Source organism: Pseudoalteromonas xiamenensis (assembly GCF_017638925.1).
Taxonomy (GTDB): Bacteria; Pseudomonadota; Gammaproteobacteria; order Enterobacterales; family Alteromonadaceae; genus Pseudoalteromonas; species Pseudoalteromonas xiamenensis.
This window is the reverse complement of record NZ_CP072133.1, coordinates 2,970,576-2,993,526: the sequence shown is the minus strand read 5'-3', so window position 1 is coordinate 2,993,526 and position 22,951 is coordinate 2,970,576. Positions and strand designations below refer to the sequence as shown.

Here is a 22,951-nt window from a genome sequence, read left to right as displayed (position 1 = left end):
TCCTAGATTTAAGCTGTCCGATCAAGCAACAGCCCTTTACCTGTTAACTTATCGGCTAATTCTTCCAAAGCCTTAGCAACTTCTCTAAATTCTTTTGACGGTATCTCGCGAATGACTTCGTTATTTCCTTTATCGATTACTCGAATAAAAGGCGGATCACCTTTGTCATCAAACTCAAACGATAAATTAGTAGCGGTAACCGGAATATATTGATTTATTTTAGTGAGATTATCTTTCAAATCAGCAATTAATGTACCATCAATAGCTTCTTTATCATCCTTATTATCGTTTATTGCTTTGTTTTTGGATAATGTTTCAGCCGCTTCGATAGGTCGCAAAGTAACACTTTGCTTCTCTTCTCTTTGAGTTAGCTGTAATTCTACGGTGCTATGAGAAGGAGCCACTATCTCTTTCATATAAAACCTCCAGAATAAGTACGTATTAAGTATAGGCCAGATCCAGATTGCATTCATCTAGATCTGGCGACTAGACCCTTATCCTAGCAGTGAAAGCGCTACTTGAGGACGTTGGTTAGCTTGACTTAGAATTGAACTACTTGCCTGTTGAAGGATTTGCATCTTCGTTAGGTTCGCCGTTTCTTGAGCAAAATCAGTGTCACGAATACGTGATTGCGCTGCTGATAAGTTTTCGGATACGTTTGATTGGTTACGGATCGTTGATTGGAAACGGTTTTGTACCGCACCCAGCTCAGCACGTTTTTTGTCAACCACCGCAATCAATGAATCCATTCCAGCTAACACAGCTTGAGCGTTCGCTTGCGAAGATACGGAAATTCCGCTTGCTGTAAATACACCCGCAAACGTTGTAGAATCTGCAGCTGCACCAACTGTTGAACTAATCGTTGCCGCTACAGCAGACAGACCAGCACCCGTAACTCCAGAAGCTACCCCAGCGATTCCAGAAAGAGTAAAACCGCCTTGGCCTGATACGGCGTTAGTCGTAGCACCAACGCTTTTCATACTAAAGCCAATTGTTTGAACCGCATCCGCACCGACTTGGAAGTTAGCGTCATACGTGCCATCGAGTAAATTTTGACCACCAAACGTAGTATCCGCAGCAACACGGTTTACTTCCGAAGATAGTGAGCGAATTTCTTCTTGAATTGCTAAACGGTCTTCATCTGTATTAGAACCGTTAGAAGCTTGTTGAGCCAAAGTACGGATACGTTGGAACATCTGTGTCGTTTCATCAAGCGCGCCTTCTGCAGTTTGCGCAAGTGAAATACCATCGTTCGCATTTCGAATACCTTGATTTAAGCCATTGATTTGACCGGTCAAACGGTTAGATATCTGCATACCAGCTGAGTCATCACTCGCGCTGTTAATTCGAAAACCAGATGATAGACGTTTGAATGAGGTGTCCAATGAATTTGCTGAATTATTCAGCTGGCGTTGTGCGTTCAAAGAACTCACATTTGTATTTACATATAAAGCCATAATAGCCTCCGCTTTATCATTATCGAAGATGCATAGCGGGATACCCCTACCCAGCTAAACACCCAAATTAGAGTCCTAGAGTGATAGTTCTCTAAATCTTGTATCGACGGATAAAGCAGAAGCTTTAGCTTTATTTGTATTTTTTTAAAAAATTATCCTTGCAACAAGCTCAGGGCCGCTTGAGGTCGTTGATTTGCTTGACTTAAAATAGTCTGGCTTGCTTGTTGTAGAATTTGGTTTTTCGTCAATTTCGCCGTTTCCAATGCAAAGTCAGCATCTTTGATTCGACTTCTTGCAGAAGCAAGATTCTCCGCTACGTTTGCTTGGTTTCGTATCGTCGATTGGAATCGGTTTTGCACCGCACCAAGCTCTGCACGCTTTTTATCAACTACAGCAATTAACGCATCCATACCAGCCATAACTGCTTGTGCATTTGCTTGTGATGATACGGATATACCACTTGCAGTAAATACACCTGCGAAAGTAGCTGCGTCAGCCGAAGCACCGACAGACGTACTAATCGTCGCAGCGACGGCACTTAACCCAGCTCCCGATACCCCACTAGCAACACCAGCAACACCTGAAAGTGTAAAGCCATTATTAACTGTCATTGAATTTGCGGTGTCACCAACATATTGCATACTAAATCCGATGGTTTGTACTGCATCTCCACCAACTTGGAAATTTGCAGCATAGCTACCATCAAGAAGATTTTGTCCACCAAATGTTGTATCTGAAGCTACTCGGTTAACCTCTGCTGACAGTGAGCGGATTTCTTCTTGTATTGCTAGACGGTCTTCATCCGTATTTGAACCGTTTGCCGCTTGTTGTGACAATGTACGAATACGTTGAAACATTGAGGTAATTTCGTCCATCGCACCTTCAGCCGTCTGAGCAAGCGAAATACCATCATTGGCATTTCGGTTACCCTGTTCAAGGCCCATGATTTGCGAACTTAAACGGTCAGATATCTGCAAACCTGCCGCATCATCAGCCGCACTATTGATACGCATACCAGAAGACAAACGTTTAAATGAGGTATCTAACTCGTTACCAGAGTTAGTCAGTTGACGCTGTGCATTTAATGCACTCACGTTAGTATTTACAAATAAAGCCATAATTCACTCTCTTATTCTTACAAGTCAAAGTGGCAGAACCACCGCTAGTTCGTTTATAAAATCGGCAATATCGCTGGCATACTACTTGGCAAATTCTTGCCATTTATTGCCACTTTGTGCCGTAAACTTGTCGTCGAATAGATAAATGCAATTACCAAGCCATAAAAACAAAAAATTCACTTCAAATTAGAAATCATTCGTAAAATATATATATTTCAATGTGATAAAATAGATTTAAAGTGTAATGTCGTTTATTTGAAAAGAAAAAGGAGCCTCTGGCAAGCCCCTTTTTACAGTTTGAGAGTGAGTGTCAAAAAAATTTCGTTAACTTGGCATAATTAATGCTATGTATAACGTGTTCATTGATTTGATGAACGCTTTATGGATTTTAAGCTCCTCCGCTTTATCATCCATTTGGTGTCCGTGCTAAATACCCCATCCAGCACGGACACTCTACCAACTTCCTGTCATTACATTCCTAACCTATTATCCTAAAAGACTTAAAGCAGCCTGTGGACGTTGGTTTGCTTGGCTCAAAATTGTTTGGCTAGCTTGTTGTAAGATTTGCATTTTCGTTAAGTTTGCAGTTTCTTGAGCAAAGTCAGTATCTTTAATACGTGATTTTGCAGCATTTAGGTTTTCCGCAACGTTCGCTTGGTTACGAATCGTAGATTGGAAACGGTTTTGTACTGCACCAAGTTCAGCACGTTTTTTATCTACAACAGCAATCATCGCGTCCATCCCAGCCATTACAGCCTGAGCGTTAGCTTGAGAAGATACTGAAATTGCGCTAGCTGTAAACACACCCGCAAATGTTGCTGAATCAGCCGAAGCTCCAACCGTTGTACTAATTGTTCCAGCAACCGCACTTAGGCCGGCTCCTGTAACACCAGAGGCTACACCTGCAATACCTGAAAGTGTAAAACCATTGTTTGCGACTAAGCTGTTTGCAGTATCGCCAACTGTTTGCATACTAAAACCGATAGTTTGCACAGCATCAGCACCAACCTGGAAGTTTGCTTTGTAGCTACCGTCAAGTAAGTTTTGACCACCGAATGTCGTGTCAGCGGCAATACGGTTTACTTCTGAAGCAAGCGAACGAATCTCTTCTTGAATCGCTAAGCGGTCTTCGTCTGTATTAGAACCGTTTGAAGCTTGTTGTGCTAATGTACGTACACGTTGGAACATTGACGTAACTTCATCCATCGCACCTTCCGCAGTCTGTGCTAAAGAGATACCGTCATTCGCGTTACGGTTACCTTGCTCTAGACCTTGAATTTGTGAAGATAAACGGTCTGCAATTTGTAAGCCTGCAGCATCATCAGCAGCGCTGTTGATACGGAAGCCTGATGATAAACGTTTGAATGAAACGTCAAGTGAATTACCAGAGTTTTGTAACTGTCTTTGTGCGTTCAATGAACTTACGTTAGTATTTACATAAAGTGCCATGATTTTTCTCCCACAGTAAACGTTGTGTTTACTCTCAAACTTTTTGGTTTGGGCCTTTGACTCTTACTTTTTACCATCAGCCCGCTTACCTTAGTTATCGGATTGGCAGAAAATTCCTTTAGCAATTTTTTTATTTTTTTTTAATTCTTTGTTTTTATTCGATTTAAATGGACGTATAGATCAACTTACCAAATCAACACATAGATTCACTTTTTTCTAGTCAATAATTTGACGAATGATTTATCGATTAAAATTCAGAAAGTTAAATTCGATTTTTGTGAGTTTGGACGCTTAAAATTAATTTTGAATTTAAACGCCCAAAAGATTAGCGAATGTAATCAAAGAGAGAAAGATTAGACAAACGACCAAAGGTAGCTTGAGAAGCTTGAAGGGCAGTTTCATGCTTTTGCAAATTCGTAATTGCTTCTGTCATATCAAGTTCAATAATATCTGCTCGTGCGGACTTGTTATTAATATCCAGATCTGCGTTTGCCTTCGATATTAGGTCAGCTGTATTTTTTCTACCTCCTAACGAAGCTTGTGAATAAGACACTCTATTTTTCGCATTGTCCAACCCAGTAATTGCATCAGCAACTATCTGCTTGAAATCCTCGGTGGATGTATTAGGCGTTAAAATCCCTGATACAAGTTTTCTAACGTATTCAATACATTGTCTTTTGATGGTTGCTCTAACGTAAAATCAATCGTCCCAGCAGGACCACCATCAAACTTAATTTCCATACCCCCTAGTACGATTTTATTGTCGCTATAGGTTCCACTTTGTATTGGCGTACCATTTTGGGTTAGTGAGTACGTATTACCAGCGCCAAGTGTAATTTGAAAATCATTTGCAGTTGCAGGAGCTGTAGGACTTGCGTTGTAATATGTCTTATGGAATTTATCAAACTCGCCCTGCTCTTCAATGTAAACTGTACCATTTGAAGTACCACCAGCCGTCGTAGCAGTATTGCTCACAACATTCAAGCGATTTTCGGCCTTCTCGAACACATCAAAGCCATTATCACTCGAGCGAATTTCAACACCCTCTGCAACCTTAATTTTATGTTGACCTTGGTCACCTTTGTATACAAATTTGCCCGTTGCGGGGTCTTGAGAATAAGTTTGCGTATTGTCTTGATAGCCTGAAAAAATATAGCGCCCATCTTCCGACTTTGAATTCATCATATCCAAAACAGAAGCTTGGATTGCTTTAATTTCCTGAGCAATCGCATTTTTATCGATATCTGTCACACTGCCGTTACCTGCACGTATTGCTAATGTGTAGGCCTCAGTGAGTGAGCTTTTAATGTTCTTAAGAACGCTCTCTTGTGCGTCTAAACGGCTCTCTAACATGGTTAAATTTTTTGAATACTGATCGTTTGTTTCAATACGGTCAGAATACAGCATAGCCCTTGCCGTAGCGGAAGGATCATCCGAAGCAGACAATACGCGCTTTTGCGTGTTAACCTGCTGCATCGCTTTATTTACCTCGGACTGATTGTCCAAAATAGAAGTTAAGTTGTTTTGATACATCAAATTATTTGATAAACGCATAATTACCTCGCCGCACTGAGTAGACTATCAAAGATAGCTCTGGCTACAGTGATTACTTGTGCCGCCGCAGAATAAGATTGTTGGAAACGGAGTAAATTTGCCGCTTCTTCATCTAAGTTCACACCTGACATAGATTCATACCAAGCTTTGGATTGTTCTGCTAATGCTGCAAAAGCCGCGCCATTTGTTTTTGCTTGATTCGTTGTCACACCAACATCTGTTACTATTTTTGCGTAGGCTTCATTAAATGTTTTCAAATTATCGGTATTTGGCGTTGTAATGACATTTTGTCTTACCAACTCTGTTGATTGTAATTTCGAAAAACCAGAGCCATTTCGGTTATCGTCATAACCACCTGTGTTAAATTCAAGTTTGAATGAGTCACCTGTTGCAGGCGCTCCTTCTAAGTCAAAATCAAAACCGTAATTCGAAAATGGCGCACCAGCTTGGGCCAACATACCTTTGGTATTGCCTGACACGACAAAAGTTGCCGTATTCGTACCATCAGAGATGGTATATTGGTTCGCAACTGCCGTTTTCGTAACCGTAAGCGGTCCATTTGCTAAGCTTGGCGTGGCCGTAAATCCTGCAGCAGTCGTATCTGTAACAACTCCCGCACTAATCGTCGCTGTACTCGTATTATTAGCAGATACACTGGTACGAATGGGTGACGCGAGCGCTAAATGCTCGCCTCGAGTCGTTGCCAACTGTAAACTACTTGCGGCTTCACTATTGAGTTTAATCAAAAACTTGTCACCCGTCGCACCACCAGCACTGATGTTCAATTCTAAGCCAAACGCATCGGCCGATGGAGCGACCAAATTTGCCGAATTGATTGTGGATGGCGGCGTGCCGATATTAAACGTTTGTGCACTACCTACCGCGTTACCTCGATTGTCCAGTGCGGTTACACTGACTTGAGTTGCACTGATGTATTCAACAAGAAAATCATTCGCGGGAATTTCTTTGCCTTTGCCAGCTTCCAAAGTTGCGGAGATGGCCCCCGTCCCTGTATTGCTTTTGTAGGCATAAGCCCCTGCTGTTGGAATTTGGAATAAATCTCCACCGAATTTACCATCCAAATCCAAACCCTTGTGGTTTTGCTGGTTAAACGCATCGGCAATTGAAATCGCCATCTGGCCTAATTGGTTTTGCGCAGGCACAAGAATTTCATCGCGAAATGCGAGAAGACCACCAATCTTGCCTTTCAATGTTGCAGGGTTTACATCAAGAGTAACCGCTTTACCACCTTTAACATCAAGTGTTAGCTGCTTAAAGTTTGGATCTGGGTCTCCATCCATTGAGAAGAGGTTAAATGCACCTTCTTTCATAACAAGAGACTGTCCAGAACCCAAAAAGACGAGTTTCTCACCATTATCGCCATCAAGCGTTTCAATATCCACGAGTCTCAGCCAGTTTCTTAATGGCCAAATCACGCTCGTTATACACGGTACTATTCACTTGCTGGGCCTGGGGGTTAACCAAGCCAGCTATTTTGGTATTGAGGTCACCTATTTTCTTGATGAGGTTGTTGGCCTCATTCGAGAAAATATCAAGTTGTTCATTCACTATGTTTTTTTGGTCAAGAACAATCCCCGAAAGTCTGTCCATTTGATCCACCAAATTTTGTGAACTAGTGAAAAACAAAGAGCGGCTAACGGAAGACGCGGGTTGATTCAGCGCCTCCTGTAGATTGTTGAACAGTGAATTTAGACTGGTCGAAAGTGAGACTCGATTCTTCTGCAAATAACGTATCCACTCGAGATGCTTCAGCAACGAACTGGTCATAATAGGTCTTGTTTGAGAGGTCTCGGTTTAACTGCTTCAAGGCAAACTCATTTAGCAGACGCACAGTATTACCACGGCCAACTTCATTGCCAACCATGGTCGTAAATTCTGTACGCTCACGAACATACCCTTCCGTGTTTAGGTTAGAAATGTTCTTACTTGTAGTCTGTAACAGTTCACTATTAGCACGAATGCCCGATGAACCGATATTTAATAAATTAAACGACATCTTAGTTCACTCCCCGACGCACTATTGAGCCGAGCATGCTTTTAAAATCGGCACGTTCAAGTACATTCTTAATCTTTTCCGCATAATTAGGATCGGTTGCATAACCCGCATTTTGCAGTTCATCTAAAAATGTCGAACTGTCTGACGTTTTTTCAAGTGCTTTCTCATACCGCGGATTCTGTTGTAGAAAATCGACAAAGTCGTCCACACTGTCTTTAATGGATTCGTACGCTCTGAAATGAGCCTGCTTTTTCACAGGAAGGCCTTGTTCAAATTCCAACGTCTGCTTTTTCGCTTTATCGCCCGTCCAACTGTTGTCCGATTTAATGTTAAACAAGTTGTTAGAGCTTGAACCATCTGTTTTCTTGATTACATGCTTGCCCCAACCCGTTTCTAAGGCGGCTTGAGCCACCATCACTTCTGGATTGAGTCCAATTTTTTGAGCAGCCGATTTTGCGTAGTCCCAAACTTGTTCGACAAAGGCTTTTGGAGAGTCAAACAAACTCGATTCTTCACTCGAAATGACCTCTTTCTCAACCTCTTGAACCTCTGATTTGGGCAACTGAGCAACCTTACCCAATAGCTTGTCAGTATTCAGTTCCGCGTCTGTTCGGATAACGCTAGCGGGTGTATAACCTTTTGCGTTGGGGGACAATTGCTGAACAATAAGATCCGCCAATCCTAAAGAGCCATTGCTAGAAAGTTCTGTCGCAATTTGCTGATCATGCATTTCTTGGAAAAACTTAACGCCGCTTGCGTTGAATGGGCTGTCTTTGTCTTCAAATGCTTCGTTTGCTTGACGCATACTCTTAAGTAGCATTTGCGTGAAGATAGCCTCAAACTGTTGCGCCGCTTTTTTGAGCGCTTCATCACTTTCTTGACCTGATTTTGCACCAATAGCCTGCTGACGTAGGTTATTTAAGCTACTTAGGTCAAATACGTTCTGATTTTCTAGCGGTTTTAAGTCCATCGGGAAATTGACGCTTTATTCTACATATTCAGGTAAATGCAAAATATAGGCCAAAAAAAAGCCCTGTTACACAGGGCTTGAAAGTCTTTATTTTTTAGATAATTACAAGCTGACCACTGATTGCGCCGGCTTCTTTAAGCGCTTCTAAAATCGCCATTAAATCACCTGGTGCAGCCCCAACTTCATTAATTGCTCGTACTAAATCATCTAAGCTTATACCTGGATTGAACACAAACGCTCTTGAATCGTCTTGGTTCACATCAATGATGCTTTGTTTAGTCACCGTAGTCTCACCTTCAGACAATGCCAGAGGTTGAGATACATTTTGCTGCTCAGCTATCGTCACCGTCAAACCACCATGGGTGATTGCAGCAGGTTGTAATTTGACGTCCTTACCAATGACTATCGTGCCTGTACGTGAATTAACAATTATTTTTGCAGACGTATCAGCAGGCTTGAATTCTAAATTCTCTAATGTCGCTAAATAGGACACGCGCTGAGCGGGGTCTCTTGGTGCTATAACACGAACAGACGCTGCATCTAAGGCCTGAGCACTGTCCGGTCCTACAAGATTGTTTATCGTTTCAGACAAACGTTTCGCCGTTGTAAAGTCTGGTCTATGCAAATTAAATGTAATGTAGTCACCTTGTGTAAAAGGACTTTTTACTGCTCGTTCTACGATACCACCGTTGGCAATACGTCCAACCGTAGGAGTGTTTACCAGTACTCGACTCCCATCGGCACCATCCGCACCTAAACCGCCAACCACTAGGCTGCCTTGCGCAATTGCATACACGTTACCGTCTAAACCTTTAAGAAAGGTTTGCAATAGCGTACCTCCACGAAGACTACCTGCACTACCAATCGATGAAACCGTTACATCAATAGTCTGGCCGGGTTTTACAAACGGAGGAAGGTCCGCATGAACGGCTACCGCAGCAACGTTTTTAATTTTTGGTTTTAGTGAGTCTGGCAATGTGATGCCAAAACCGTTCAGCATGGCTTTAAAGCTTTGCTCGGTAAAGCGACTTTGCTCCCCAGTTCCAGGTAAACCTACAACCAAACCGTAGCCAACAAGTTGGTTCGAGCGAACTCCCTCGACCATGCTAACGTCTTTTACGCGTACCGCTTGGGATGAGAAAGACATAGCTGCCAATAAAATGACACTCATTGTTTGAACGAAGCGATTCATAATTTACTCCTAGAACGGCATCAATGTACTTAAGAAGAAGCGAGCCAACCAACCCGGCGCTTGCGCCTCTTGATTTTGTCCTTTACCCGAGTATTGGATTCGTGCATTTGCAATTCGATTCGACTGAACCGTGTTGTCCGCTGCAATATCTTTAGGGCGAACCAACCCTTCTAATCGAACAAACTCTTCACCAGTGTTTAAAGTAAGCCATTTCTCACCTCGCACCACTAGATTACCATTAGGCAAAACTCGAACCACATTCACCGAAATATTGCCAAACAAGCTATTTGACTGATTCGCTTGAGCATCGCCTTTAAACGAATTCCCTGCAGTTACACCTAATTGGATGCTTTCACCGCCCAGATTAACCGCGTTTCCGCCAAGGCCTATCACGGGGTCGATACTGGCTGTTGTATCTCGTTTCGTTTGATTGTTGGCAGCTTTCGACGCTTGAGTGGTTTCACGTAAAACGACCGTAATGATGTCTCCCGTCCTTAATGCTTTACGATCCGAATACAGGTCATTGGCAAACTCAGCATTGAACAGACTACCCGTTGGCATGATCTGTTCACTTTGATCTTCAGATACCACGGGAGCATAGTACGGGTCGTCCTGAACCACATTTTTGTTTTGCGTTGATACACAACCAGACATTCCCAATAAGGTCATCAAACTGAAAATTGAGGTTCTAAGAAGGCGATTCATACTATTCTCCTAACTTATACTAAATTAAAGCTGTTGATTAATGTAGCTAAGCATCTGGTCCACTGATGAAATGACTTTCGAGTTCATTTCATAAATACGTTGGGTTTCAATTAAGTTTACGAGTTCTTCGGTCACGTTTACATTGGACGTTTCAAGCGCCCCCTGCACAACGCTGCCTAAACCTTCTGCTCCAGGGTTACCTTGCACAGGCGCTCCACTTACAGCGGTTTCTGTGTATAAGTTCTGACCCATTGGCTCTAAACCCGATGGATTGATAAAGTCACTAATCACCAATTGTCCAACGACAACGTTTTCAGCCTGCCCCGAAATACGCACTGATACTTCACCATCACGGGAAATTGTGATCGATTGTGCATCGTCAGGGATATTCATTTCAGGTTGAACTGGGTAACCTGCACCAGATGTTACAATACGACCGTTTTCATCTGTTGTGAATTGGCCGTTACGTGTGTACGCGATATTGCCATTTGGCATGAGAACTTCAAAAAAACCAGGACCTTGGATCATCCAATCCAACGAGTTTTCAGTACTCAACATATTACCTTGCGAAAAGTTCTTTTGGTTAGCGACCACTTTCGAACCCGCACCCAACATCAATCCAGAGGGCATTTCAGTATCTTGTGACGAACGACCACCTGGCTGATTAATGTTTTGGTAAAGCAAATCTTCAAAAATAGCACGGCTCTTTTTGTAACCTACAGTACTGGCGTTCGCCAAGTTGTTCGAGATTACTGCGATATCGGTTTGTTGAGCATCAAGGCCCGTTTTACTAATCCACAATGCTGGGTTCATAGTCTTATCCTCTCACTCATTAAACGATGCGCAGCAATGAGGTGTGACGCTCATCGATCTCTTCTGCGGATTTCATCAACTTAATTTGCATTTCAAACTGTCTTTGGTGGTTAATCATGTCCACCATTTCATGTACAGGGTTCACGTTCGACATTTCAAGTGAACCACTTAGAATTTTGATTTCTGGCGCGATTTCACAAAAACCACAGGCTCCATCTTCGAGAGCATCCGTTTTTGGTCTGAATAAACCGTCATTGCCTTTTTCCAATTGATTGTTGTCAGCCGCAATTACTTTAATGCGGTCAACCACTTCCAAAAAGTTTGCGGGAGCACCTTGCGGGCGAATTTGTACCGCCCCATCTGGACTAATTTCAATTTTATCAATAGGAATAGGTAGGATAATTGGACCACCTTCACCAATTACCTGCTTACCATGTGCGGTGACAAGTGCGCCATCGGGTGTAATGTTTAAGGTACCCACCTTGGTGTAGGCTTCGTTACCAGCTGCATCTTGAACGGCTAACCAACCTTTATCTGTAATTGCAATGTCAAGATCTCGACCGGTTTCAACAATAGCACCTGATGTCATATTTGTACCGGGTCTTTCTTGCATCGCAAACACACGCGTTGGAAGACCTTCACCGAAGGCTTGCATAGAACGCGCCTGAGCAAAGTCAGCTTTAAAACCAGTTGTATTCGCGTTGGCTAAGTTATTGGCTTTTAATGCCAAACCGCGCAGGCTTTGTTTAGCACCTGACATCGCGACATAGAGCATTTTATCCATAACCACATACCTCAAAAATTAACTTACTTTGAAAAAGCAAATTACGTACCACTTTTTTTTGACGGTATTTTGTGCGGATAGAATAAATAAAATAAGAAGAAAAAAGCCGCCTGTCGGCGGCTTGCTGGGTATTTCCGAATTAACGGATTTGTAGAATACTTTGCTGCAGTGTTGAGTTTACTTCCAGCGCTCTGGAGTTTGCTTGGAAGTTACGCTGTGCACTAATCAAGTCGACTAACTCGTTTGTTAGGTTGACGTTAGACTGCTCAAGTGCTGAGGAGTTAATTGAACCTAGAGTACCTGAACCCGGTTCACCCGCTATTGGCTCCCCTGACGTCAAACTTTTCTTCCACGCCGTGTTTCCGACTGGCTGTAGACCTTGCGAGTTAGAAAAACGTACCATCGCAACCTGACCTAAGAAGGTTGAATCACCGTTGCTGTAGGAAGCGACCACTTTACCGTCAGTGCCGATGTCGATACCCGATAGACGACCTACAGTCGCACCATCTTGTTCTAAAGCCTTAACTTCAAAGCGGCTTGCATATTGAGTAGGCAACTTATTGGTTGTATTTGCCTCATCGCGCCAGTTCACCACAATATCATTTGGAAACGTTGCGCCATTACCGAGTAACTCCGACAAACCAGGCGAGACTGGAGCTGTACCAGGCAAACCTTGCAGTGTCAGTGGGTTAAATGTGGTTCCACTATTTGCGTTAAACACCAATGGGGATGCTGATGGATCTGCAGCAGTTGCTGATGGAAGACCCGACGCACTAAACTGAAATACTGATATTGGTGTACTCGGCACAGCTGGTGTGGCAGTCGTATCGACTTCATCACCTAAATGGTTAAATTGTTTATTATCTAATGTTCCGTATACAGCCCACTCGTTATCTGTATTCTTTCGAAAAAAGAATTGCATGACATGTGGTTCGCCAAGCGAGTCATATACCGTAGTAGATGTCGACGAATTGTAAGAAGCCCGTTGAGTTGGGTCAAATGGGATCGTTGGTGGCTGCACTCGCGAATCTAGGTTGAATGACGAATATACCGAAGCCGTCGCACGAGGCGAACCTGATGCATCTGGAATTTGTAGTGCTGATGACGTACTTAAACTGACTGACGTTGTGTCACCAGTTGCAGGATCAACGGGGAAGCCTTGCAAAAAGTTGCCTTGTGCATCCACAATAAAGTTATCTTTATTCAGTTTGAATGCCCCCGCACGCGTATACGTGTAGTCTTGCGAGCCAAACTCTTCAGCCATTGCAAAGTAACCTTCGCCTGTAATCGCCAGATCTAAAGAGTTTTGTGTGAACTTCAATGAACCTTGGTGGAACTGCTGCGCAACCATCGTTGTTTGTGCACCATCACCATTTTTTGTTTTGCCCGAACTGAATACGGATGCCGCATATACATCAGCAAATTCTGCTCGCGATTCTTTAAAGCCAGTCGTATTCACGTTGGCAATGTTATTTGCTGTGACATCCAGATCTTTCTGAGCTGCCGCCAAACCAGTTAATGCAATATTAAAACTCATACACTCACCTCTAATATCATTTGCGTTGCAGAACAGTTAGCCAGATATTTCTGCAATATCAGTTAATTTCACGGCACCAATACTGGTGTTCACGATTATTCCTGAAGACCCATTAATATTGACACTGTCGATATTCTTAAACGTTGCTACGGGTAGTGACGTAAATTGTCCCGCCATATTACCTTCTGCTTTTATCTTGTACTCGCCCGCGGCGACTTGATTTCCATCTTTATCTTTTCCGTCCCATTCAAACCGAATAGCTCCAGCCGATTTAGCACCATACTCGATTTGACGGACAAGCTGTCCAGATTCGTCGTATATACTCATGGTCAATTGCTCAACTGGCTTTTCGACTACGATAGAACCTTTACCTGTGCCATCTAAACCAAGGTCAATTGTGTCCGATTCCATCAATGCTTTTTTGCCAACTAAAGTTGACGCTTGAAGCGCTGAGTTAGAAGTCATGGATGCACTTAACGAATCAAACTTCGCATTTAGATTCGAAATACCTTCAGCCATGGTAAACGACGTCATCTGAGCAATCATTTGGTCATTATCCGCAGGCTTACTCGGATCTTGGAAAGACAACTGTTGTGTCAGTAACGCAAAGAAATCTTCTTGCGTTAATGCATCGCTTTTCTTGTCCGACGTTGGCACTTTACTATCTTGCCAACGCAGTGAATCCATATAGGTGCTGCTTGCCGTTGAATCTACAGAACTAGCCATGCCCTACTCCTTACCTTTGTCCAAGTTGCAATGTTTTCGTTAGCATTTGCTTAGCGGCATCAGCTACTTGAACATTTGTTTGGTATGAGCGGGATGCTGAAATCATGTTCGCCATTTCTTCAACCACGTTCACGTTCGGTTTATAGATATAACCATTTTCATCAGCACTTGGATGATTTGGGTTATATTCGATTTGCAGTGGTTTATCACTCTCAACAATACCCAATACTTTTACGCCAACAGATGAGCCAACTTCATTGCCTCGTTGCATTGTTGCCGCTTTATTCAATTCAGCAGCAAATACTGGGTGGCGAGCACGGTAAACCTTATCTTGGCTCGAGCTAATGCTGTTTGCGTTCGAAATGTTACTGGCTGTGGTATTGAGGCGAATATTCTGCGCACTCATTCCCGTCGTCGCGATATCGAAAACGTTATACAAACTCATGATTATGCTCCTTGACCACCTAGCGCTTTCTTAAGTCCCGAGAACTTACCGGATAAGAATTGCAAACTGGCCTGATATTCTAATGCATTTTGCATATACAAGTTTCGTTCCACTTGTACATCCACAGAGTTACCATCACCTGTATCTGCTTGATTTGGCGAGCGATATAATTCTGTATTGCCGACGAGTTGTGATTTGCCATGTAAGTGACGTGAATCCGTGCGTTGCAAATGATTGCCACCTTCCTGCGCGGATTGGGCTTGTTTCATTGCCGCCGCGAAGTCGATGTCCTTTGCTTTATATCCGGGGGTATCCGCGTTTGCGATATTGCTTGCTAGCAACTCAGCACGCTGAGATCGGATCAACATAGCATGGGGATGAACACCCAAAGCTTTATCGAAACTAATTGCCATATCACAACTCCAAAATTTTGACTTGTAATACCAAAAGCAATTTGTAGGCCAAAAATACTTGGCGTTTATGAAAAAGTTCTATTAACGAGGAAATACTTACAGAGGGAATGAAAAGGGCAATTACTTGCCCTTTCGAGATTTACGACTTTTTCTGATAAATAATACCAGGATTACAACGCAGCATATCAAACTCGTTGCTGAGTCCTGCCATCGATTCCGAAGCCCCTAAAAATAGGTAGCCTTTCGGATTTAATGACTGCGCAAACTGAGAAATAATTTTTGCTTTCACTTCAGGCGAGAAGAAGTAGATAAGCACATTGCGGCAAAATATAACGTCAAATTTACCGAGTAAAGCGTATGAATCTAATAGGTTTAAGTGGCGGTAACTAACCATTCTACGGATCGGTTCCACTACTTTTGCCATACCATTGCCACTATCCGTGAAAAATTTTTGACGCCTTTCAACAGATAGGCCTCGCGCTAATGCCAGAGAATCGTACTCCGCATTTTTGCACATATCCAACATAGTATTAGAAATATCAGTGCCCGTAATTTGGACACCCATTTTCAACGAACCTGGTTGTTTGGACTGATATTCACTTGCTGACATGGCAATGGAATACGGCTCTTGCCCAGAAGAACTCGCAGCAGACCAAATTTTAATAGGTCGTCTTAAATCCGAAAACTCAGGAAATATTTTTGTCTTCAAAAGTTCAAACGGATACTGATCGCGGAACCACAATGTTTCGTTTGTTGTCATCGCATCGACAACAGCAGCACGCAACTGACGCTCATGTGGACTGAGCGTTTTCGAGACCAATTGCGAGAGCGAATCAACGTTAAATCGAGCCATTAGCGGTGCTAGTCGGCTTTTTACTAGGTACAATTTATTGTCACCTAATACGATCCCGCATTGTTGCTCTAAAAAAGTTCTAAATTGGTCGTATTCGCTTTGTTCTAAATGCTTATTTTCCAACGTATTACCGCCATTAACTAATCACAATGGACCCATTTTTTCACAGCCGATGCAAGTTCATCAGGGTTAAATTTCGCGATAAAGTCGTCTGCGCCAACTTTTTCGATCATGGCCTGATTAAATACACCGCTCAATGAGGTATGGAGTATAACATGTAACGACGCAAGCTTGGGATCTGCCTTAACTTCCGCTGTTAATGTATACCCGTCCATTTCTGGCATTTCTACATCTGAAATTAATAAACCAACACGCTCGGTAATGTCACCTGTACGGCAATCATCTCGTGCAATTTCGCGTAATCGTACGAGTGCCTCTCGGCCATTTTTTGCCGTTTCTGTCTGCACACCTAAAGGTTCAAGTGCTCGTTTAACCTGATTACGCGCAACAGCTGAGTCGTCAGCAATAAACACGATTCGCTCACCCAAATCTTTTTGCATCTCACCGTCAGATACAATATCGGCAGAAACTTCGGTTGCAACTGGGCAAATTTCATTGAGGATCTTCTCAACGTCTAGAATTTCCACGAGTCTCATTTTCGATCTCTGTCACCGCTGTCAGGTAAGAGTAACGACCTGCACCAGAGGGCGGCGGCATAATCTTTTCCCAGTTCATATTCACAATACGTTCTACTGCACCGACTAAAAAGCCCTGCACAGAACGATTGTATTCAGCGATGATAATGAAACAGTCTTTGATATTTTCAATTGGAGGTCCACCAACAGCCAAAGACATATCGATCACCGAAATAGTTTGGCCTCGAATGTGCGCAACACCACGTACGTACGGGTTGCTTTTCGGCATATTGGTTAATGGAGGACACTGCAAGACTTCACGTACTTTAAATACGTTGATACCAAAACGCTGGCGGCCTTTGAGCCGAAACAGTAACAGCTCGAGGCGGTTTTGGCCTACTAGTTGAGTCCGCTGGTTTACTGAATCTAAAATACCTGCCATCTCTTTCTCCTACCTTAACTCACTGCGCCGGAACGGACTTTGCTTTCACATACTTGAATGTGTAAAGATTATTGTTGCTGGCGTCAGACATTTGACGCAAAATCTTTATACCTTGTTTCACCCAATAAGCATAGTCGAAACAATATGAGTGTGTTAAAAAAAAGCGGTTGGTCACAGCTAATTTATTTTTTTGCGAGTTTTTCAATAATGACACAAGGTTACGCCAAAACCTATAGTCCGGAAACACTTGAACAACAAGCTGAACAATTCATCGCCAATCAAATAGAGGCGGATCCTGAAAAGCGTATCGAAATCCGAGCTATGCCGCTCGAATTTAGGAACTCGGACAAAGTCTGTAATGATTCTTTAGAATTATCGACACCAAGTGTCCCACCTTTTAATCGGCAGGTTACCGTACAACTTAAGTGCAATGATTCAATAAGTTGGTCCCAGTATGTCCATGTTCGTATCGAAGAAATGCTACCAATGGTTGTGGCTTCAACCTCCATTGCACGTGGTGAAATTATCAGTAAGAACGCAATTCAAGTTGAATACCGGCCAAAGCAATACATTCGCGCCAACTACTATGAAATTATCGACCCTTTAATTGGCAGTCGCAGCAAACGTACAATTTCTGAGGGCATGCCCATTACTTCTGCGCAAATTTGCATGGTTTGTAAAGGAGACAAGGTGACAATTTCAGCAAATCAGAGTAATTTATCCATTAAGACTTCAGGTCTTGCTTTGGAAGACGGCAACCTAGGTGAGCTGATTCGAGTCGAAAATGTGAATTCTGGCAAAGTCTTACGAGTAAGAGTGAGTGGCGTTGAATCTGTTGAGGTCAATCTTTAAAAAATTTGCTAAAGTTATATAAACCGCGGCCGATATTAAAGTCAAGCTGGGTAATCTGGATTAGAAATCATGGTCAACAACATTAACAATGGACAAACCAATACGGGCGTCCTAAATAATGCTAAACAGCAAAAGCTTGATCTGCAAAGACAAGACGCAAATCGTGGAAGTGCGCCTACAGCGCCTGCGACAACCAAAACAGTTAGCGATTCGGTCAGTTTAACGCCGCAAGCGCAGCAACTTAAAACGGTGCATGAAAAAGCACAGCAGTCGCCGGGCTTTGACAGCAAAAAAGTTGAAGAACTGAAAAAGGCGATTAGCGAAGGCAAGTATCAAATCGATACCGAGAAGCTAGCGAAGAACATCGCCGCATTCGAGTTTGACGTGTATGGCTGATCAAACGGCACTGTGTCTACAAAAGTTAAGCCAACAAGCAACGCAGTTAGAATCGTTGCTGGAGGTGCTCGATAAAGAGCTTGATACGCTCGCGAGCAAAAGTGGCGACGGTCTTAAAGACCTTGCGCGTACAAAATTAACGTTGGTCAACGCAGTGCAAAAGCTCGACAAAGAAATCGCAACATTTGGTGATGAGACACTGAACTCGTCCGAAGTTGCGAGCAAAATTGCATCGATTCGCAAACAACTCGAATTGTGCCAGCATAAAAATGAAGTGAACGCACAGGCTGCTCGCCAAGCGCAACTGAGTGTTCAACAAATGAAAGAAATTCTAATAGGTACTCCAACTTCTGTCACTTATGACCAAGGTGGCAGCGTAAGAACGAGTGATTCAGGCTTAGTTCGCAACATAAAAGCTTAAAAATTCAAATCCATTTTACGAAAAAAAAGAGGCGCTGCCTCTTTTTTCATTTCAGCTCTTGAACAATCGACACCAATCTCTTTACACAGAAAAATCAACGTAGGAAGCGTTATATATGGCCAGCAACGTCCTCATTTACTTCTGAAAACAAAAAACCACTTCATTTGAAGTGGTTTCAACGAGCAATTATCCGAGCAACAGCACCAGTTTGCTAATTACCACACCGAAACGAATGACACACACGAGTCTTTTCACTACTAGTAATAAGTAACTCGTTTTACCTTACGAGGCTTTATTTCAGTAATATAAAGATCAAAAACGCGTTTCATATCTAGCTCGACTTCTGTGGTGTACACATCACCCACGGCATAAGCCTTTACTACCTTAGCCCCACGGATGATTCCTTGTACCTGACCTTGTAACTGGTCATTTTGAGCAACAGCTCCCTGAACCGTTAAATTGGAGGCAACTTTGTGACCGTACACCTGCTCAGCTAATTCCCTAAATGCTTCCAGCTTCGATGCTTTAATTGCCATCAACATTTTTTCTGTTTCTGAATCGCCTGGCTGGGTACTCAAAGGTGCGTACCCAATCCCCTTTAACACAGGATAATTATCCGGTTCGACATAACCGTATTCGATATGTTTATCGAAAAATGTGCTACACGCTGTCAACAAAAATGCAGCGCACAGCGCACAAAGAAGATTTAGTTTGCTCATGTGCGTTCTCCACCATAAACTGAATGCTATAACTTCAAAGCAAAAAGTGCGCCACAAAACTGTGGCACAAGCTTTGCTTTGATCATCTATATTCACAGACGAATGTTGGAGACTCGTTATGCAAACACAAACCCGCCAGTATACAGCCACGCTAAAAGCTTGTTGCTTTCTTGTTGGGCTAGGTGTTGCATTTGAGTCGCAAGCAGAATGGTTTGAGTCTACCGGATACGCCGTAATCGACGATGGTGACATTGCAAAAGCACGGCATGCAGCAATTAAAGATGCCGTACGTCAAGCGCTCATTTTTTCTGGCGCGTCGGTCAGCAGCGTACAAACTATTGCTGACGGCGTGCTCTCTCAAGATCAAGTAAAAATTAAGTCGCACGGCGAAGTTCAGCAAATCAACTTAATTGAAGAACGTCAAGAATCCGGTCAATTTTCCGTCACGTTGCATTTGGATATTTTTGCAACGCATAGCCAGTGCAAACAATCTAAATTTAACAAGCAGGTTGCCGTAACCCGAAGCCAACTTTTACAACCGCAACAAGCGCGAATGGGGCAAATATACGATTTACCTGAGGCTGCATCTCGACGCTTATTTGAAACCTTGAATAGCCGAAATATGGCGGTAAAACCAGTGCCATATATAGCAGCCCCTATCAACGTAAAACCCTTCTTTAGCCAACAATTTGACTACAAAGATGGGCTGATTGAAGAAATTGCGACACGGACCAACAGCCAATTCGTTATCTTCAGTCAAATAACCGATATTGCCGATGGTGAACAACAAAATAGCGATTATGCATTCTGGGAAGATGATTCATACAAACGCAGTTTTAAGGCCAACTTTGCGCTCTTTGATGCACTCACTATGGAACCACTTTGGCAGCAGTATTATACGACTGAAGGGACTTGGCCTTTCAAAAAAACTCAACTCGTTGATGTAAACAGCAACCAGTTTTGGCGAAGTGATTATGGCGATAAGATTCAAGAAGTCTTTAACAAAGTGAGTTATGACCTTTCAACCGCGGTGTCTTGTTTACCAACGAAAGGGAAAATTTTGCATATTGATGGCAACCGACTGGTAGTTAATCTCGGGTTAACACACGGAGTCAAAGAAGGCCAACTCATGTCTATCGCGCACCGCAGTGATTTGAGCGACAATGCAGGCAAACGTTACAGCTTTGGTATCCAAACGATAAATCAACTGCGCGTAGTGCAAGTTAACCAACAAAGTGCCATTGTTGAAAACATCGACAAGCGCCCGCTTAGCAACATTCAACTTAATGATATTATTGTAATTGAAACCGCAGAAGATGATGGTTTTGGGTTTGAATAAAACCGTAAGCCGGCATTGGTAAATTAGGATGCGTCTAACACTATTATTTGTTGCACTACAGACTAATTTTGGCGTACTAAAAATACTTAATTATATAAAATCCACTTAGTACTATAAGCAGACACCAGCCAACTATATCATTATGCACGTTGCATGATCTGACCCTGCTATTCCTCTATTTGTCTTTTGCAAGCCACTCAAACCACACTTGTTTTTGTGTTTGAGGATCAATGATACGCTGAAATAAAGACTCGACTAAGTCGGCTTTCAGATCAAAGTCTGGTGTAGTTGCTGACATTGCCGAATCGAGTTTGATACCATTTTTCTTGCCCACTTCAGTCACTTCACAATGTCCATTTTTGCAGACTACATCTGGCTCAGGAAATGGGTAAACCTCTTCTGAAAGCGTTCTAACAAAACGTTCCTCTTTGGTTTTAGGTTTGAAATGACGAAATTCATCCGCAGGCACTGTCGGCTCCTCGCCTGCTGTGACCTCAACCATATGTTGTAAGAACTGGAAGCTACCTAAGTGACCTAAGGCCCCTTTTCCAGGCGTAGTAATATGTGAAATAAAACCTCTGTCTATGCCCGATGATGCGAGCGCGTTACTTTCGAGCAGACTATCAATAGTGGCTTGGTCTTTTTCAGTAAAGCTATACGTAACTTTATGGCCTTGCATATCGTAGGTGCCTTCATTACAGTCTCCTAAAATCTGACCATTACCATGCTGCCTGTAGTCACCCAAATCCATTGCAAAAGATTGAATGAATTTAACATCTATATTATTCGCCTCTGCATATTGATACATGCTGGCGATAAGTTTTCGATCACCTGAAGTAAGAAAGTCGAAATCACATTTGGTGGCATTTTCAATAGTCATACCGTCTTTACCACTTCGAATAGGTGCTTCGCTTCCCCCAAATAAGTGCTCAACCATAACAGAATAATAGTGGTCAGACTGACTAGAGGAAGGATTGCTTTTGCCATTAAGCGTTTGGCTAAATTGGGCTTTTACTTGTGATTGATATTCATCGGTAAGCATCCCTTTACCTAACGTCGAAATACCACTGAAATGTGCTTGCAATGCTTTATCAAAAATATGAATTGCATCTTTGCCGTGCGATGCTTGCAATGCAGTTCGCTTGTAGTCAGCGAGTTCAGACTGGTCTATTGAATGCCTGCGTTCAAATGCAGCGATTTTTTCTGGTTCAGAAAATGTATGACTAGGGTCTAACGCGATGGTTTCTAGCTGAGGCTTAGATAAGTGAGTGAATTCCCATTTGGCTGCGTTGATTTTGTCTTTATCAGCCTTTTCACTGCCTTTTGCATCAAGCCCGTTCCATTTAGGTAACTGTTGATTGGTAATGTTGTGCATCTTTTAACTTTGCGCCCAATGACGAGACCGACACATTTGAAACACTGCAGGTTGCATGGTCGAACTTAGGACGATTGTAGCGATTCTCGTTTGAAACAACGCCCCATCGGTACGCAAAGTATTTTTAGATATATCCATTTGTTAGCTTTCCTTAGTTAACATAAGCCCCTCTTAGATGTAAAAGGGGCAACCAACTACCTAGTTGGCATAACATCGATTGTTATACATTGTTTTCAATTTGGTTCCAAGCAACTAGCATTCCCTCTGAAATTCTGAGGTATTAATTTCCCCTACTACGACAGCTAGGACTTCGATGCCCGAGTTAAGTATCTAAAAAACACAATGAATTAAGAAGGGTTACTCGTCATTAGCTAAGCTTTTATCGAAAAAGCTAGGAGTGAGTTTTATTTTATTGAAAGAGATAAACGTGCCAAAAAATCCATTTTAGCTTGCTACCTATGTGCTACACAGGGAAATCAGGGAGAACTTAACTTTATGTAACTTATTGATTTCCTTGGCAGCCCCGACAGGAATCGAACCTGTAACTACCCCTTAGGAGGGGGTTGTTATATCCATTTAACTACGGGGCCATTGAGTCACTCAATTCTATAACGTAACAGTAAAAATAGTGAAGTCTTATAATTCAATAAGTTAATTACGATCAAGTTAATTTTGGGATGATAGATAGGCTACAAAGCACGTCATTTATTTGATAAAACTCAGGCAATTAAATAAGGCC

At 42.6% G+C, this 22,951-nt stretch carries 20 protein-coding genes, 1 tRNA gene and 3 pseudogenes; 4 read left to right on the top strand and 20 right to left on the bottom strand.

Annotated features, from left to right (window positions below; translation table 11 throughout):
- Positions 1-8 precede the first annotated feature (8 nt).
- From J5O05_RS14345 to J5O05_RS14265, 17 genes and pseudogenes are all read right to left on the bottom strand, one after another.
- Positions 9-416: a flagellar protein FlaG gene (locus J5O05_RS14345; protein WP_208842671.1), complete on the bottom strand. Its 408-nt coding sequence runs from the start codon at positions 414-416 to the stop codon at positions 9-11.
- Between the two features lie 78 nt (positions 417-494).
- Positions 495-1,457, bottom strand: coding sequence for a flagellin N-terminal helical domain-containing protein (locus J5O05_RS14340; RefSeq protein WP_208842670.1), 963 nt, complete (start codon positions 1,455-1,457; stop codon positions 495-497).
- 152 nt (positions 1,458-1,609) lie between these two features.
- Entirely contained in the window at positions 1,610-2,575 is a 966-nt protein-coding gene (locus J5O05_RS14335) for a flagellin N-terminal helical domain-containing protein (protein ID WP_208842669.1), read from the bottom strand.
- A gap of 486 nt (positions 2,576-3,061) precedes the next feature.
- Positions 3,062-4,024, bottom strand: coding sequence for a flagellin N-terminal helical domain-containing protein (locus J5O05_RS14330; protein WP_208842668.1), 963 nt, complete (start codon positions 4,022-4,024; stop codon positions 3,062-3,064).
- A gap of 325 nt (positions 4,025-4,349) precedes the next feature.
- Positions 4,350-5,578 (bottom strand): annotated as a pseudogene (gene flgL, locus J5O05_RS14325) (flagellar hook-associated protein FlgL).
- 2 nt (positions 5,579-5,580) lie between these two features.
- Positions 5,581-7,595: pseudogene (flgK, locus tag J5O05_RS14320) on the bottom strand (flagellar hook-associated protein FlgK).
- Between the two features lies 1 nt (position 7,596).
- A complete protein-coding gene (flgJ, locus tag J5O05_RS14315; RefSeq protein WP_208842667.1) occupies positions 7,597-8,565 on the bottom strand; it encodes a flagellar assembly peptidoglycan hydrolase FlgJ in 969 nt (322 codons plus the stop codon).
- Positions 8,566-8,659: 94 nt separating this feature from the next.
- Positions 8,660-9,736, bottom strand: coding sequence for a flagellar basal body P-ring protein FlgI (locus J5O05_RS14310; RefSeq protein ID WP_377099587.1), 1,077 nt, complete (start codon positions 9,734-9,736; stop codon positions 8,660-8,662).
- A gap of 30 nt (positions 9,737-9,766) precedes the next feature.
- A complete protein-coding gene (gene flgH / locus J5O05_RS14305) occupies positions 9,767-10,462 on the bottom strand; it encodes a flagellar basal body L-ring protein FlgH (RefSeq protein ID WP_208842665.1) in 696 nt (231 codons plus the stop codon).
- Positions 10,463-10,486: 24 nt separating this feature from the next.
- Positions 10,487-11,275, bottom strand: coding sequence for a flagellar basal-body rod protein FlgG (flgG, locus tag J5O05_RS14300; protein WP_208842664.1), 789 nt, complete (start codon positions 11,273-11,275; stop codon positions 10,487-10,489).
- Positions 11,276-11,294: 19 nt separating this feature from the next.
- Positions 11,295-12,059 carry a flagellar basal body rod protein FlgF gene (locus J5O05_RS14295; protein WP_208842663.1) on the bottom strand — a complete coding sequence of 255 codons (765 nt, stop codon included), beginning with the start codon at positions 12,057-12,059 and terminating at the stop codon, positions 11,295-11,297.
- Between the two features lie 139 nt (positions 12,060-12,198).
- Positions 12,199-13,596, bottom strand: a complete 1,398-nt coding sequence (flgE, locus tag J5O05_RS14290; protein ID WP_208842662.1) for a flagellar hook protein FlgE — start codon at positions 13,594-13,596, stop codon at positions 12,199-12,201.
- 36 nt (positions 13,597-13,632) lie between these two features.
- Positions 13,633-14,322 carry a flagellar hook assembly protein FlgD gene (locus J5O05_RS14285; protein WP_208842661.1) on the bottom strand — a complete coding sequence of 230 codons (690 nt, stop codon included), beginning with the start codon at positions 14,320-14,322 and terminating at the stop codon, positions 13,633-13,635.
- Between the two features lie 10 nt (positions 14,323-14,332).
- Positions 14,333-14,767, bottom strand: coding sequence for a flagellar basal body rod protein FlgC (gene flgC, locus J5O05_RS14280; protein ID WP_208842660.1), 435 nt, complete (start codon positions 14,765-14,767; stop codon positions 14,333-14,335).
- Positions 14,768-14,769: 2 nt separating this feature from the next.
- A complete protein-coding gene (flgB, locus tag J5O05_RS14275) occupies positions 14,770-15,180 on the bottom strand; it encodes a flagellar basal body rod protein FlgB (protein WP_208842659.1) in 411 nt (136 codons plus the stop codon).
- Between the two features lie 139 nt (positions 15,181-15,319).
- Entirely contained in the window at positions 15,320-16,156 is an 837-nt protein-coding gene (locus J5O05_RS14270; protein WP_208842658.1) for a CheR family methyltransferase, read from the bottom strand.
- A 17-nt stretch (positions 16,157-16,173) separates the two neighbouring features.
- Positions 16,174-17,110 (bottom strand): annotated as a pseudogene (locus J5O05_RS14265) (chemotaxis protein CheV).
- A 144-nt stretch (positions 17,111-17,254) separates the two neighbouring features.
- Between J5O05_RS14265 and flgA the strand changes: the two are divergent.
- From flgA to flgN, 3 genes are all read left to right on the top strand, one after another.
- Positions 17,255-17,962, top strand: coding sequence for a flagellar basal body P-ring formation chaperone FlgA (gene flgA / locus J5O05_RS14260; protein ID WP_208842657.1), 708 nt, complete (start codon positions 17,255-17,257; stop codon positions 17,960-17,962).
- A 69-nt stretch (positions 17,963-18,031) separates the two neighbouring features.
- Positions 18,032-18,358, top strand: coding sequence for a flagellar biosynthesis anti-sigma factor FlgM (gene flgM / locus J5O05_RS14255; RefSeq protein ID WP_208842656.1), 327 nt, complete (start codon positions 18,032-18,034; stop codon positions 18,356-18,358).
- The gene (gene flgN / locus J5O05_RS14250; RefSeq protein ID WP_208842655.1) at positions 18,351-18,779 is read left to right on the top strand and encodes a flagellar export chaperone FlgN; all 429 of its coding nucleotides are present in this window, start codon (positions 18,351-18,353) and stop codon (positions 18,777-18,779) included. Before flgM ends, flgN begins: the two co-directional genes overlap by 8 nt.
- 257 nt (positions 18,780-19,036) lie before the next feature.
- Here the strand turns inward: flgN and J5O05_RS14245 are convergent, their stop codons facing one another.
- A complete protein-coding gene (locus J5O05_RS14245; RefSeq protein WP_208842654.1) occupies positions 19,037-19,498 on the bottom strand; it encodes an LPP20 family lipoprotein in 462 nt (153 codons plus the stop codon).
- Between the two features lie 118 nt (positions 19,499-19,616).
- On the opposite strand from J5O05_RS14245, the gene J5O05_RS14240 reads away from it, so the two are divergent.
- The gene (locus J5O05_RS14240; protein ID WP_208842653.1) at positions 19,617-20,837 is read left to right on the top strand and encodes a flagellar assembly protein T N-terminal domain-containing protein; all 1,221 of its coding nucleotides are present in this window, start codon (positions 19,617-19,619) and stop codon (positions 20,835-20,837) included.
- Between the two features lie 175 nt (positions 20,838-21,012).
- Here J5O05_RS14240 and J5O05_RS14235 read toward each other — a convergent pair whose 3' ends face one another.
- A complete protein-coding gene (locus J5O05_RS14235) occupies positions 21,013-22,212 on the bottom strand; it encodes a hypothetical protein (RefSeq protein WP_208842652.1) in 1,200 nt (399 codons plus the stop codon).
- Positions 22,213-22,727: 515 nt separating this feature from the next.
- Positions 22,728-22,802 (bottom strand) — tRNA-Arg (locus J5O05_RS14230).
- Positions 22,803-22,951 lie beyond the last annotated feature (149 nt).